The organism is Streptomyces sp. NPDC050549, from assembly GCF_040655035.1.
In the GTDB taxonomy this organism is placed as follows: domain Bacteria; phylum Actinomycetota; class Actinomycetes; order Streptomycetales; family Streptomycetaceae; genus Streptomyces.
The window spans coordinates 23,089-35,360 of sequence record NZ_JBFAJD010000062.1 but is presented as its reverse complement, the minus strand read 5'-3'; the positions used below and the strand labels follow the sequence as shown (position 1 = coordinate 35,360).

The following is a 12,272-nucleotide window of genomic DNA, read 5'->3' as shown; positions in this document are numbered from 1 at the left end:
GCTTCCCTACCCCACCGCTCTCGCGCACCGGGGGTACCCTTTCCTCGTTCCACGCACCGCACCCGCGGGGGGGTGCCCGCCCACCCCGGCCGGGGTGGGCGGCATCCGCCGTTTCAGGTCAGTGCAGATTGAGCCAGGGGCTGCGCGGGGACAGGTTGCCCTCCGTCGTCACGCCGTACATGTGCACGAAGGTCGTGAACTGACCTTTCCCGTGGAAGTCCGTGCCGTTGTACCGCTTGTTGACCACCTTGCCCGTTGGGCAGGAGTAGACCTTCTTGGAGACGATCTTCTCGCCGGTGGTGACGGCGGTGATCAGGATCTTGCACTTCGGGTGTTTCTTCCCCATGGAGACGATCGCGTAGGGGTGTCCGACCCGCGTGGCCTTCTTGCTCAGGCAGGCCTTCCAGGTGATCAGGGTGCTGTCGTTGGGATACGTGTCCACGTCCGAGTATGAGTAACACCCCCCGTTCCCTTCGGCGTAAGCCGCCGGCGCCGTGGTCATTCCTGCGGCTGCCAGAGCCGCGCACGCCGCTGCCACCGCAGCGGACCTCTTGAGCTGCATCGCAGGCTCACCCTCTCCGTTCCCGGACGACCCACCGGCCGCCCGTCGGCGGAGATCATTTCACGACGCTCACCCATTTGCGCAAAGAAGCAACCATGCCGGCGCGGCAACAGCCGGGAAATTCTGCCTACTTCAGCGCCAGCAACAACGTGTCCGACGGCGAGCACCACACCGCCCGCGCCTCCCCGAACCCCTTCTCGCGCAGCACGCGCGCGTGCCATGCCGCCGAGGGCATGTCGCCGTCCGCGTGGGCGCCGTAGATCTCGAAGCGGCGGGCGGTCGGCACGGCGAGGACCGGGTCCTGGGCGGCGAGTTGCCACCACTCGGCCCAGTCGAGGGCGCCGTTCCGCTGGGCCTTTTCCATACGGGCGTGACTGCGGGTGCGCTCGATCGCGTTGATCCGGGGCGTGGTGTCGTCGATCATGTGGTCGGCGTTCATGAAGACGCCGCCATAGCGGACGAGTTCGGCGAGTTCGCCGTAGAGGGCCGCGAGGGGTTCGTTGCGCAACCAGTGCAGGGCCGTGGCGGTGAGGACCGCGTCGTACGAGTCGTACGGCAGCTCCGTCGTCCACCGCGGGTCCTTGAGGTCGGCCGTGACGAAGGAGACCCGCTCGTCGCCCTCGAAGGTGCCGCGGGCGATGGCGAGGAGGGCGGGATCGAGGTCGACGCCGGTGCTGGTGGCGTTCGGGAAACGGGCCAGCAGCCTGGCCGTGATGCTGCCGGTGCCGCAGGCGAGGTCGAGGACGCGCGGCTCGGGCCCGACGCAGGCCTCGACCATGTCGAGCATGATCCGGAAGCGGTCCTCCCGGTCGGGCATGTACCACTCCTGCTGCCGGTCCCAGCTCTCCTGCCAGGACTGCCAGTCGGTTCCGACACCGGTCGTCATGAGGACCCCCTGTCCACTCGCTGTCGTGGTACCGCTACCGCAGTACCACCGCCGTAATACCCTGGAAGCACGATCAGCTGTTACCCGACCGCATCCACGACCATAGAGCGCCTCCGTAAGGACTACAAGTGGAACTGGCCTATTACTCGGACTATGCCGTACGCCTCGTCAACACCGAGGAGCCGGCCCGGGGCAAGGACGTCCTGACCTCGGTCGAGGCCGTGCGGGACCTGTTCGGCAGCAACAAGGAGGCGGCCCGCCGCGCCACCGACGCCGACGTCACCCGCTTCCGTTCGGTCCGGGCGCGGCTGCGGGCGGTCTTCGAGGCGGCCGACGGCGGCGACGAGACCCTCTCCGTGAACCTGCTGAACTCACTCCTCCTGGAGTTCCCGGTCAGTCCGCAGATCTCCGGGCACAACCACCGGGACGACGACGGCCGCCCGCTGTGGCACATGCACCTCGCGGACCACCCGTCGAACGCGACCGCCGGCTACGCGGCCATCGCCGCGATGGGCCTGGCCTTCCACCTCACCGAGTACGGCGTCGACCGGCTGGGCCTGTGCGAGGCGCCCCCGTGCCGCAACGCCTACCTCGACACCTCGACCAACCGCTCCCGGCGCTACTGCTCGGACCGCTGCGCGACCCGCGCCAACGTGGCCGCCTACCGGGCCCGGAAGCGCCTGGAGGCCGACCGGTCGGAGAGGACGGGCCTGGCGGCCGAGAGCGCCCAGCGGGCGAGCGCGAACGGCGAACGCCGACCGGGCTTGAGCGGCCGGTAGCGGAAACGCACCTTGCCCAGCACCAGGTCCTCGGGCACGGCGCCGTAGTCCGTACTGTCCCCACCGGCGAACGCGTTGTCCCCGAGCACCCACCAGCCGCCGTCCCGCCGCTCCACGGCCCGCTTGACGACCAGCAGGTCCTGCTGGAACGGATGCCGCAGCACGACGATGTCCCCGGGCCTGATCCTGGCGCCGTACTGCACCACGAGCAGATCCCCGTGGACCAGCGTCGGCACCATGGACGGCCCGGTCACCTCGGCCGTCCCGAAGGGCAGTACGGCCCTCCCGCGCTCGGTCTCCTGCGACAGCTCCGGCATCCCCGGCACCTCCCCGGTCCTATCCTCCACCAGTCTGAGTCCGACCCCGGACTTTTGTCCTAAGCGCATGGGGGCACTCGCGAAATCAGCTTCTCCAGGGAGTAATGTCCCACCTGAGAAGACGATCACGAGGAAGGAACGCTCCATGCTTTCCCGCCTGTTTGCCCCCAAGGTGAAGGTCAGCGCGCACTGCGACCTGCCCTGCGGTGTGTACGACCCGGCCCAGGCCCGCATCGAGGCGGAGTCGGTGAAGGCCGTACAGGACAAGATGGCCGCCAACGACGACCCGCACTTCCAGGCGCGTGCCACCGTCATCAAGGAGCAGCGCGCCGAGCTCGCAAAGCACCACGTCTCGGTGCTCTGGAGCGACTACTTCAAGCCCCCGCACTTCGAGAAGTACCCGGAGCTGCACCAGCTGGTCAACGACGCCCTGAAGGCCCTCTCGGCCGCCAAGGCGTCCACCGACCCGGCGACGGGCCAGAAGGCGCTGGACTACATCGCCCAGATCGACAAGATCTTCTGGGAGACCAAGAAGGCCTGACACACCCGGCAACCCCGGCCCGACCGGCGATCGGTGCACCATCGCGGGTTCAGCGGGCAGGGGTCATCGGGCATGTGCCACCGGGCATGACGAAGGGGCCCGACCGGTTCGCCGGGCGGGCCCCTTCGTCGTACCCCCACCCCCTCCCGCCCCGTGCCATCCTTGACCCCGTGAATCGCGAAGACCTCGTACGGCTGCGCCAGGCCCGCGACCGGATGAACCGCGAGTACGCCGAGCCCCTCGACATGGCGTCGATCGCGCGGACCGCGCTGATGTCGCCCGGCCACTTCCAGCGGAGCTTCCGCGCCGCGTACGGGGAGACGCCGTACAGCTATCTCATGACGCGGCGGATCGAGCGGGCGAAGGCGTTGCTGCGACGCGGGGATCTGAGTGTGACGGAGGTGTGCATGGCCGTCGGCTGTACCTCGCTCGGTTCGTTCAGCTCCCGTTTCACCGAACTGGTCGGCGAGACCCCCAGCGCCTACCGCGCCCGCTCCCACGAGGCCGGCGCGGTGATCCCGTCCTGCGTGGCCCGCACTTTCACGCGGCCAAACCGGGCGGGACCGCCGCTGCGCCCCTAATCTGACGTTCATGGATCTCAAACTCCGCCAGTGCTTCATCGCCGTCGACGACCACGACAAGGCCCTCGCCTTCTACTGCGACGTGCTGGAGCTGGAAATCCGTAACGACGTCGGTTTCGAGGGCATGCGGTGGGTGACCGTGGGGTCGCCCTTGCAGCCGGACGTGGAGATCGTGCTGGAGCCGCCGGCCGCGAACCCGGACGCCTCCCCCGCCGACAAGCAGGCCATGGCCGAACTGCTCGCCAAGGGCACCCTGCGCGGGGTCAACTTCACCACCGCCGACTGCGACGCCCTCTACGCCCGCGTCCAGGAGTCCGGCGCCGAAGTGGTCCAGGAGCCGACCGACCAGCCCTACGGCGTCCGCGACTGCGCGTTCCGTGACCCGGCCGGGAACATGCTGCGGTTCATGCAGCGCAGCGGGGACTGAAATCCGCGGGGCGGGTCGCGTCCTCCGGCTTACGATCGCGCCATGAACACCCCCGCCGGCATCCGCTGGACCTACGCCTTCGTCGACCGCCCGCGCGCGCTCCTCGGCCCCGCCCATGCCTTCTGGACGGCTGTCACGGACACCCGGCTGTCCGAACCGCGCGGTGAGGAGGGCGAGTTCGTCACCCTGCTGGTGGAGGGGGCGGATCCCTGCGTGAAGGTGCAGGGGGTCGAGGCCGGCCCGGGCGGGGCTCATCTCGACTTCTCCGTCGAGGACGTGTCGGCGTTCGTGGCGTCCGCACTGGCGCTCGGCGCGGACGCCGTCGCCGGGCACGACGGCTGGGCCGTACTCCGGTCCCCCGCCGGGCAGTTGTTCTGCGCGGTCCCCTGGCACGGCGAGTCGCTACGACCGCCCGTCGTGGACGGCAGCCGCCTCGACCAGGTGTCCCTCGACATCGGACCCGGCTCCTATGACGCCGAAGTCGCCTTCTGGAGCGCCCTGTTGCCCGATTGGGCGTCACTGCGGGGCACGCTCCCCGAGTTCCATGTGCTCAAGCCGCCGCCCGGCCTGCCGATCCGCATCCTGCTCCAGCGGCTCGGCGGGGAACGCCCCGCCTCCGCCCATCTCGACCTGGCCTGCGCGGACATCGACACGACCAGGGCACGGCACGAGCGGCTCGGCGCGAGTGTCGTCTCCCACGGCACCCACTGGACCGTGATGCGGGACCCGTCGGGCGGTGTCTACTGCCTGACGGGGCGCGACCCGGAGACCGGCGGGCTACCCGGCCGCTCCTAGCGACTCAGCCCGCCCACGTCTCCACGCCGACCACCGCGTCCACCGGAATCGGCCCGTAGACGTGCGGGAACTCCTCGCCGCCCGGCTTCGGCGCCTCGTACTTCAGCGGTGCGCCGAGCCGTCCCGGGTCCACCTCCAGGACCACCAGGTCGTCGGGGCGGTCGTAGGAGCCGTACAAGAAGGCTGCCACGCGCGGGAGTTGGGCGCGGGTCGAGCAGTGGATGAAGCCCTCCTCCTGGAGGGTGCGGCCACGGGTCGACCACTCGTAGACACCGCGCTCGCGGGCCGCGTCCCAGAGGGTGCGTTCGGTGATGTGGAGGATGGTGGCGGTGGGTTCGGATTCCGGCATACGCCCACGCTACGGCCCCTGCGCCGGCCTCGCCACGCCCCCCGGGCCGACCCTCGCTACGACCTCGGTTCGCGCCACATCGGGTACATGCGCGGGCCGCCGGGGAGGTCGAGAGTGGTGTCGGTGAAGCTGTAGCCGAGCCGTTCGTACAGCTTGGTGCTGCGCTCGCTGCTCGCCTCCAGGTACGCGGGCAGGCCCTCGCGGTCGCAGCGCTCCAGGACGTGCCTGATCAGCGCGGCGCCGATGCCCTCGCCCTGTCGGCCCGGTCTCACGGCGATCATCCACAGATACTCGTGCGCCCGGCCGGTGGGATGCCCCTCGTCCATGAGCCGGGCGATCGTCTCGACCCGCTCGTTGTCCGGATCCACGAACTCCCGCAGCGCCACGGCCTCGTCCGCGCCGTCCGCCGCGTGCGCCTCCCCCGGCATCGACAGCCACAGCGCGCAGGCCGCGCCGTCCTCGGCCAGGTCGATACGTCCGCCGGCGAACACGGAGTCCGTGAAGGCGGCCATCAGCTTGTGGTGGGTCGTACGGCGGTACTCGGCGTCGGGGAAGATCCAGCCGCTCACCGGATCGTCCTGGAAAGCATCGTCCAGCAGCCGGACCACCAGCTCCCGGTCGCCCTCGCCCGCCGCCCGTATCGCCACGCCCATGTCCCGCCCCTTAGCTCTCAACCACCGTCATCTGAACGGGTGTTGAGACTAGCGGGCCTCACGGGCGAGTGAGCCGAAGGGGCGCGTCGTTGTCGAGAGGCCGAGCGCGCGGAGGCCCGAAGGGTCGAGCACGGTCGGCCTCTCGACAACGACTTTGGCGCCCCGAAGGCGAACCGGGCCAAAAGAAAGGGGGTGCGGGCCCCGCGCACCGTGGGGATGCGCGGGACCCGCCGGTCCGGAGCCCGGTGGCCGTGCGGAGTCAGGGCCGCACGGTTCCCGGAGGCTCCGGAGTCCTCAACTGCTGCGCCGGGTGACGAACTCGGCCAGCGCGAGCAGACCGCCCGCGTCCTGCGGGTCGGGGATCGCCCGGGCCAGCTCCTGCACAGCCCGCGCCATCCGGTCGGCCGCCTGCGCCTGCGCCCAGTCCCGGCCGCCCGCCCGCTCCACGGCGAGCGCGGTGCGCTCCAAGTCCCCTTCCTCGTACGGCAGTCCGTACAGTTCGGCGAGCTCCGCGGCCGCCGGGGTGCCCGAGGTGAGCGCGGCGACCACGGGCAGCGACTTCTTGCGTACGGCGAGGTCGGCGCCTGCCGGTTTGCCGGTGCGGCCGGGGTCGCCCCATATGCCGATGACGTCGTCGATCAGCTGGAAGGCGAGCCCGGCCTGCCGGCCGAACGCGTCCAGCGCCTCCACGTCCTCGGCGGACGCCCCCGCGTACAGCGCGCCCACCGCGCAGGCGCAGCCGAGCAGCGCGCCGGTCTTGGCCTCGGCCATGGCGAGCACCTCGTCGAGGGTGACCTCGCCGGGGGCGCGCTTCTCCATGGCGGTGTCCACGTGCTGGCCCGCGCACAGTTCGACGACACAGTCCGCGAGCCGGGCGGCGGCGGCCGAGGACGCCGGGTGCGGGTCCTCGGCGAGCAGCCGCAGCGCCAGCGCCTGGAGCGCGTCCCCGGCGAGGATCGCGTCCGGGTCGCCGAACACGGTCCACGCGGTGGGCCGGTGTCTGCGGGTGGTGTCCCGGTCCATCACGTCGTCGTGCAGCAAGGTGAAGTTGTGGACCAGCTCCACCGCAGTCGCGGCCCGCAGCGCGCCCGCCCGGGCCCGTTCGCCACCGAGCGCGGTGGCCGCGGTGAGGACGAGGGCGGGGCGGATCGCCTTGCCCGCGTTGCCCGCCGCCGGGGAGCCGTCCGCGTGCTCCCACCCGAAGTGGTAGAGCGCGATCCGGCGCATCGAGCCGGGCAGCGAGTCGATCGCCGAGCGCAGTTCGGGGTCGACGGTCGCCCGGGCCTCCTCCAGGATCCCCGCGGCCTCGTGCCCGTCGGCCGGCTGCGTCCGGTCAGGATGCTGTTTCGTCTCCGCCCTGAACTCGGCCATGGGGTCCCCCTCGGAGAGTCCGCGGACGGTGGCGTTTCCACTGCGGCTGAGCACATGTGACCGGGGTGTACCCGCCCTGAAGGGCGGGGACACCGCGTCCAGCTGCTGAAACGTCACCTCCAGCGGCCGATCTCGACGTTCTCCAGGACGCCGAGGGCGTCCGGCACCAGGACCGCCGCCGAGTAGTAGGCCGTCACGAGGTACTTGATGATCGCCTGTTCGTTGATGCCCATGAAGCGCACCGACAGGCTCGGCTCGATCTCGTCCGGGATGCCGGCCTGCTGGAGGCCGATGACGCCCTGGTCGGCCTCGCCGGTACGCATGGCGATGATCGAGGTGGTCCGCCGGTCGCTGACCGGGATCTTGTTGCACGGGTAGATCGGCACCCCGCGCCAGGTGGGGATGCGGTTGCCACCGACGTCGACGGACTCCGGGACGAGGCCGCGCTTGTTGAGTTCGCGGCCGAACGCGGAGATCGCGCGCGGGTGGGCGAGGAACAGCTTGGTGCCGCGCCGCCTGCTGAGCAGCTCGTCCATGTCGTCCGGGCTGGGCACGCCGTCGTGGGGCTGGAGCCGCTGGTCGTACTCGCAGTTGTTGAGCAGGCCGAACTCGCGGTTGTTGATCAGCTCGTGCTCCTGGCGCTCCTTCAACGCCTCGACAGTGAGCCGGAGTTGCTGTTCCGTCTGGTTCATCGGCTGGTTGTAGAGATCGGCCACGCGCGAGTGGATGCGCAGGACGGTCTGGGCGACGCTCAGTTCGTACTCGCGCGGCCGGGCGTCGTAGTCGACGAAGGTGTGCGGGATGTCCGGCTCGCCGGAGTGGCCCGCGGCGAGGTCGATCGCCTTCTCGCCGTACTTGTTGGTGCGCTGCTCGGGGATCGCGCGCAGTTGCGTGAGGTGTTCGCGCAGGGTGTCGGAGCGCTCCGCGACCTGCTCGACGTCCCCGCGGGCCAGCACGAGCACCGTGCAGGCGGTGTCCGCGCGGGCCGTGTACTCCCAGATGGCCTCCGGGTCCAGCAGTGCCTGGTCGCCGAAGTAGGCGCCGTCGGCGAGGACTCCGAGGACCGTGTCGTCGCCGTAGGGGCCCGTGCCGATCTTCTCCACCCTGCCGTGCGCCAGCAGGTACACCTCGTCGGCCTGGCTGCCGAACGACGCGATCGCCTCCCCCGGGGCGAACTCGCGCTGCCTGCAGCGGACGGCCAGTTCCGAGAGGACCTCCTCGTCCTCGTAGTCCCGCAGCGCGGGCAGTTCGCCGAGCTCCGCGGGGATGACCTCGACGCGGTCGCCGGTCTTCACGAATGTCACCCGGCCGTCGCCGACGGAGTAACTCAGCCGTCGGTTGACCCGGTATGTGCCACCCTGCACGTTCACCCACGGCAGTGTGCGCAGGAGCCAGCGGGAGCTGATCTCCTGCATCTGCGGTGCGGACTTGGTGGTGGTGGCCAGGTTCCGCGCAGCCGCCGTGCCAAGGCTCTGCTGCGGCTTGTTCTGCTCCGCGCGGACCTCTTCGCCTACCGACATAGAGAAATGCCCTCCCCATTCATGCCGGGCCTGTGCGCCCGGCATCGTTCTCGCGCACCAGCCTTCCTCACTCAGCGTGCCGGTGGTATTACCCGAAAGAGCGGGAATGGATCTTCACGTGCTGGGCACAGGGCCGTTTACCTCGAATGTTGTTCGAGTTGCGGTCGGGGCCGTCGTTGTCCGGATCGGCTCGCACGCCGTACGAACAAGTCGTCCGTACCGCATTTTTTCGGTACAAGCGGCGATAACAGGCGGCCGTGCACGTCGGCCGCCGCACAGCACGAAGGAGGCGTTCATGGCCTCACCCATGTCCGCGGGCGGTTTCCTGGCCGGTCTGAAGGCGGAGGGCCTCACGGTCGTCGAGGTCGGCGACTGGGAGCACCACAACCGCAACCACAAGGGGCCGTGGGGTCCCGTCCACGGCGTGATGATCCACCACACGGCCTCCAGGGGCAGCGCGCACACGGTGGACCTCTGCCGCGAGGGCCGCCCGGACCTGCCCGGACCGCTGTGCCACGGCGTCATCACCAAGGACGGCACCGTCCACCTGGTCGGCTACGGCCGCGCCAACCACGCGGGCCTGGGCGACGACGACGTACTGCGCGCCGTGATCGCCGAGAAGCGGCTGCCGCACGACAACGAGGCCAACACCGACGGCAACCGGCACTTCTACGGCTTCGAGTGCGAGAACCTCGGCGACGGCGAGGACCCGTGGCCCGAGGCCCAGTTGGAGACGATCGAGAAGGCCGCCGCGGCCATCTGCCGCCACCACGGCTGGTCGGAGCGGTCGGTGATCGGGCACCTGGAGTGGCAGCCCGGAAAGGTGGACCCGCGCGGGTTCACGATGGATTGGCTGCGCGAGCGGGTCCGCGACCGGCTGAAGTGACCCCGGGGGGACGCGGGTGACACGGGAGACTCGGGCGGCCCGGGTGACAATGGTGCCGTGACCAGCCCCGACCTCGCCGCTCTACGGCCCCGGCTGCCGTCGCCGGTGGAGGAGATCCCGGACGGGCGCTTCGGCCGGCACGGTGTCCGGCTGCTGCTGAAACGGGACGACCTGATCCACCCGGACCTGATCGGCAACAAGTGGCGCAAACTCGCGCCCAACCTCGCGGCGGCGGCCGGCCGTACGGTCGTCACCTTCGGCGGCGCCTACTCCAACCATCTGCGCGCCACCGCCGCCGCGGGCCGTCTCCTGGGCCTGCGCACGGTCGGCGTGGTCCGCGGCCAGGAGCTGGCGGACCGCCCGCTCAACCCGTCCCTGGCCCGGTGCGCGGCCGACGGGATGCGTCTCCACTTCGTCGACAGGTCGATGTACCGGCGCAAGAGCGAGCCCGAAGCACTGGCCGGCATCCTGCGCGAGGTGGACGCGGAGGACGCGTACGTCGTCCCCGAGGGCGGCAGCAACTCCCTTGCCGTGCGCGGCTGCCGGGCCCTGGGTGAGGAACTGCGCGCGCGTGCCGACGTCGACGTGGTCGCCCTCGCCTGCGGGACCGGCGGCACACTGGCCGGGCTGGCCGCGGGACTCGCCCCCGACCAGCGGGTGTTGGGGATACCGGTCCTCAAGGGCGGCTTCCTGGGCGCCGATGTCACGGCCCTTCAGGAGCGGGCCTTCGGCGGCCGGCGCGGCGACTGGTCGCTCGACGAGCGCTTCCATTTCGGCGGCTACGCGCGCGTACCGGCCGAACTCGACGCCTTCGCCGGGGACTTCGAGGACCGGCACGGGCTGCCCGTCGAGCGTCTCTATGTCGCCAAGTCGCTGTACGGACTTGTTGCCCTCGCGGGCGAAGGTGCCTTCCCGCGCGGGACCACGGTCGCCGCTGTCATCACCGGGCGCCCCTTCCCGTGATCTTCTAGGCGGCCTCCCGATAGGCCGCCGCCTCCTCCAGGTCCAGCCTGCGCAGCAGGGTGCGCAGCATCTCGTCGTCGATGTAGCGGCCGTCGCGCAGGCGCACGAACATCGAGCGTTCGGCACTGATCATCTCGCGGGACAGACGGCGGTAGGTGTCGTCGACCGTCTCGCCGGTCACGGGGTTGGTGGCGCCCAGGCGCTCCCACACGGCGTTGCGGCGGCGCTCCAGGACCTCGCGGAGCCGGTCGGCCAGCGGAGGCGGCAGGGCGTTGCGCTCGTCCTCCAGAAGGGCGTTCAGGCGCTTCTCGGCCACCCGGGAGGCCTGCGCCTGGGCGTTGGCCTCGGCGAGCGTCTCGGCCTGGGGGTCGCGCCCGGGGAATTTCAGCAGCCGGATGATCGGGGGCAGGCTCAGGCCCTGCACCACCAGGGTCCCGATGACCGTCGTGAAGGTCAGGAACAGGATGATGTTGCGCTGCGGGAAGGGGGCGCCGCCGTGGACCGTGAGCGGGATCGAGAAGGCGATGGCCAGCGAGACCACGCCCCGCATGCCGGCCCACGCGGTGGTCATCGCCCCCTTCCAGGTGGGGTTGTCCTCGCGTTCCCTGATCCGCGCCGAGAACATGCGGGGCAGGAAGGCCGCCGGATACACCCACACGAACCGGGTCACGACGACGACCAGGAAGAGGGCGATCGCGTACAGGGCGGCGTCCAGGCCCCGGTACTCGCCAAGTCCCTTGAGCACCACCGGCAGTTGCAGCCCGATCAGGGCGAACACCGCCGACTCCAGGACGAAGGCGACCATCTTCCAGACCGCCTCCTCCTGGAGGCGGGTCGCGAAATCGACCTCCCACGCGCGGTGGCCCAGATAGAGCGCCACGACCACGACGGCGAGCACTCCGGAGGCGTGCACCTGCTCGGCGACCGCGTAGGCGACGAACGGGATCAGCAGGGAGAGCGTGTTCTGCAGCAGCGCCTCCTTGAGGTGGGTGCGCAGCCAGTGGATCGGCACCATCATCAGGAGCCCGACACCGACACCGCCGACGGCCGCGAGCAGGAACTCCCCGATACCGCCCGCCCAGGTGGCGCCCTCGCCGACCGCCGCCGCGAGCGCCACCTTGTAGGCGGTGATCGCGGTGGCGTCGTTCAGCAGGGACTCGCCCTGGAGGATCGTCGTGATCCGCGAGGGCAGTCCCACCCGGCGGGCCACCGCCGTCGCGGCGACCGCGTCCGGCGGCGCCACCACCGCGCCGAGCACCAGCGCCGCGGTCAGCGGCAGCCCCGGGACGATCACGTAGGCGGCCCAGCCGACGACGAACGTGGCGAAGAGCACGTACCCCACCGACAGCAGCGCCACGGGCCGCAGTTGGGCCCGCAGGTCGAGGTAGGAGCTGTCGGTGGCCGACGTGTAGAGCAGCGGGGGCAGCAGCAGCGGCAGTACGACGTCGGGGTCGAGGGTGTAGTCCGGGACCCCCGGGACGTACGAGACGGCCAGCCCGACCGCGACCAGCAACAGCGGCGCCGGCACGGGGGTGCGCCGGGCCCCGGCGGCCACCGCGGCACTTCCCGCCACCAGCAACAGCAGTGGCATCACGTCCATCGTCCTCGCCCGCCCTCGTTTTTCCGCGCGGCCAACCGCACA

General features: G+C 70.8%; 15 protein-coding genes. 7 read left to right on the top strand and 8 right to left on the bottom strand.

Going from position 1 to position 12,272, the window contains the following annotated elements; all coding sequences use genetic code 11:
• Nucleotides 1-118: 118 nt before the first annotated feature.
• A complete protein-coding gene (locus tag AB0I51_RS45015; RefSeq protein ID WP_362984745.1) occupies nucleotides 119-442 on the bottom strand; it encodes a hypothetical protein in 324 nt (107 codons plus the stop codon).
• Nucleotides 443-689: 247 nt separating this feature from the next.
• Nucleotides 690-1,448, bottom strand: a complete 759-nt coding sequence (locus AB0I51_RS45010; protein WP_362984744.1) for a class I SAM-dependent methyltransferase — start codon at nucleotides 1,446-1,448, stop codon at nucleotides 690-692.
• A 128-nt stretch (nucleotides 1,449-1,576) separates the two neighbouring features.
• On the opposite strand from AB0I51_RS45010, the gene AB0I51_RS45005 reads away from it, so the two are divergent.
• The gene (locus AB0I51_RS45005) at nucleotides 1,577-2,227 is read left to right on the top strand and encodes a CGNR zinc finger domain-containing protein (RefSeq protein WP_362984742.1); all 651 of its coding nucleotides are present in this window, start codon (nucleotides 1,577-1,579) and stop codon (nucleotides 2,225-2,227) included.
• Here the strand turns inward: AB0I51_RS45005 and sodX are convergent.
• Nucleotides 2,110-2,544: a nickel-type superoxide dismutase maturation protease gene (gene sodX, locus AB0I51_RS45000; protein WP_362984740.1), complete on the bottom strand. Its 435-nt coding sequence runs from the start codon at nucleotides 2,542-2,544 to the stop codon at nucleotides 2,110-2,112. The two genes, AB0I51_RS45005 and sodX, sit on opposite strands and share 118 nt — an antisense overlap.
• Before the next feature lie 145 nt (nucleotides 2,545-2,689).
• Between sodX and sodN the strand changes: the two genes are divergently transcribed.
• From sodN to AB0I51_RS44980, 4 genes are all read left to right on the top strand, one after another.
• The gene (gene sodN, locus AB0I51_RS44995; protein ID WP_005480378.1) at nucleotides 2,690-3,085 is read left to right on the top strand and encodes a superoxide dismutase, Ni; all 396 of its coding nucleotides are present in this window, start codon (nucleotides 2,690-2,692) and stop codon (nucleotides 3,083-3,085) included.
• A 170-nt stretch (nucleotides 3,086-3,255) separates the two neighbouring features.
• A complete protein-coding gene (locus AB0I51_RS44990) occupies nucleotides 3,256-3,666 on the top strand; it encodes a helix-turn-helix transcriptional regulator (RefSeq protein ID WP_019072194.1) in 411 nt (136 codons plus the stop codon).
• Between the two features lie 10 nt (nucleotides 3,667-3,676).
• Entirely contained in the window at nucleotides 3,677-4,093 is a 417-nt protein-coding gene (locus tag AB0I51_RS44985) for a VOC family protein (protein ID WP_019072193.1), read from the top strand.
• A 42-nt stretch (nucleotides 4,094-4,135) separates the two neighbouring features.
• Nucleotides 4,136-4,888, top strand: a complete 753-nt coding sequence (locus AB0I51_RS44980; protein WP_362984737.1) for a VOC family protein — start codon at nucleotides 4,136-4,138, stop codon at nucleotides 4,886-4,888.
• A gap of 4 nt (nucleotides 4,889-4,892) precedes the next feature.
• Here the strand turns inward: AB0I51_RS44980 and AB0I51_RS44975 are convergent, their stop codons facing one another.
• The 4 genes from AB0I51_RS44975 to AB0I51_RS44960 all read right to left on the bottom strand — a co-directional run bounded on the left by AB0I51_RS44975 (nucleotide 4,893) and on the right by AB0I51_RS44960 (nucleotide 8,781).
• On the bottom strand, nucleotides 4,893-5,237 hold the full coding sequence (locus AB0I51_RS44975; protein WP_362984736.1) for a DUF952 domain-containing protein: 345 nt from the start codon (nucleotides 5,235-5,237) through the stop codon (nucleotides 4,893-4,895).
• A gap of 56 nt (nucleotides 5,238-5,293) precedes the next feature.
• Nucleotides 5,294-5,890, bottom strand: coding sequence for a GNAT family N-acetyltransferase (locus AB0I51_RS44970; RefSeq protein ID WP_362984734.1), 597 nt, complete (start codon nucleotides 5,888-5,890; stop codon nucleotides 5,294-5,296).
• 294 nt (nucleotides 5,891-6,184) lie between these two features.
• The gene (locus AB0I51_RS44965) at nucleotides 6,185-7,261 is read right to left on the bottom strand and encodes a family 2 encapsulin nanocompartment cargo protein polyprenyl transferase (protein ID WP_362984732.1); all 1,077 of its coding nucleotides are present in this window, start codon (nucleotides 7,259-7,261) and stop codon (nucleotides 6,185-6,187) included.
• 113 nt (nucleotides 7,262-7,374) lie between these two features.
• Nucleotides 7,375-8,781 carry a family 2B encapsulin nanocompartment shell protein gene (locus tag AB0I51_RS44960; RefSeq protein ID WP_362984730.1) on the bottom strand — a complete coding sequence of 469 codons (1,407 nt, stop codon included), beginning with the start codon at nucleotides 8,779-8,781 and terminating at the stop codon, nucleotides 7,375-7,377.
• A 295-nt stretch (nucleotides 8,782-9,076) separates the two neighbouring features.
• Between AB0I51_RS44960 and AB0I51_RS44955 the strand changes: the two genes are divergently transcribed.
• Together AB0I51_RS44955 and AB0I51_RS44950 are read left to right on the top strand one after the other, a co-directional pair.
• On the top strand, nucleotides 9,077-9,667 hold the full coding sequence (locus tag AB0I51_RS44955; protein WP_362984728.1) for an N-acetylmuramoyl-L-alanine amidase: 591 nt from the start codon (nucleotides 9,077-9,079) through the stop codon (nucleotides 9,665-9,667).
• 57 nt (nucleotides 9,668-9,724) lie between these two features.
• Nucleotides 9,725-10,630: a pyridoxal-phosphate dependent enzyme gene (locus AB0I51_RS44950; protein ID WP_362984726.1), complete on the top strand. Its 906-nt coding sequence runs from the start codon at nucleotides 9,725-9,727 to the stop codon at nucleotides 10,628-10,630.
• Between the two features lie 4 nt (nucleotides 10,631-10,634).
• On the opposite strand, the gene AB0I51_RS44945 is transcribed toward AB0I51_RS44950, so the two are convergent.
• Nucleotides 10,635-12,230, bottom strand: a complete 1,596-nt coding sequence (locus tag AB0I51_RS44945; protein WP_362984724.1) for a Na+/H+ antiporter — start codon at nucleotides 12,228-12,230, stop codon at nucleotides 10,635-10,637.
• Nucleotides 12,231-12,272: the final 42 nt, after the last annotated feature.

Coding starts and splice junctions, on each gene's coding strand:
- AB0I51_RS44965 (WP_362984732.1), bottom strand. CDS start 7,261: ATGGCCGAGTTCAGGGCGGAGACGAAACAGCATCCTGACCGGACGCAG.
- AB0I51_RS44960 (WP_362984730.1), bottom strand. CDS start 8,781: ATGTCGGTAGGCGAAGAGGTCCGCGCGGAGCAGAACAAGCCGCAGCAG.
- AB0I51_RS44955 (WP_362984728.1), top strand. CDS start 9,077: ATGGCCTCACCCATGTCCGCGGGCGGTTTCCTGGCCGGTCTGAAGGCG.
- AB0I51_RS44975 (WP_362984736.1), bottom strand. CDS start 5,237: ATGCCGGAATCCGAACCCACCGCCACCATCCTCCACATCACCGAACGC.
- sodX (WP_362984740.1), bottom strand. CDS start 2,544: ATGCCGGAGCTGTCGCAGGAGACCGAGCGCGGGAGGGCCGTACTGCCC.
- sodN (WP_005480378.1), top strand. CDS start 2,690: ATGCTTTCCCGCCTGTTTGCCCCCAAGGTGAAGGTCAGCGCGCACTGC.
- AB0I51_RS44980 (WP_362984737.1), top strand. CDS start 4,136: ATGAACACCCCCGCCGGCATCCGCTGGACCTACGCCTTCGTCGACCGC.
- AB0I51_RS44985 (WP_019072193.1), top strand. CDS start 3,677: ATGGATCTCAAACTCCGCCAGTGCTTCATCGCCGTCGACGACCACGAC.
- AB0I51_RS44945 (WP_362984724.1), bottom strand. CDS start 12,230: ATGGACGTGATGCCACTGCTGTTGCTGGTGGCGGGAAGTGCCGCGGTG.
- AB0I51_RS45010 (WP_362984744.1), bottom strand. CDS start 1,448: ATGACGACCGGTGTCGGAACCGACTGGCAGTCCTGGCAGGAGAGCTGG.
- AB0I51_RS44970 (WP_362984734.1), bottom strand. CDS start 5,890: ATGGGCGTGGCGATACGGGCGGCGGGCGAGGGCGACCGGGAGCTGGTG.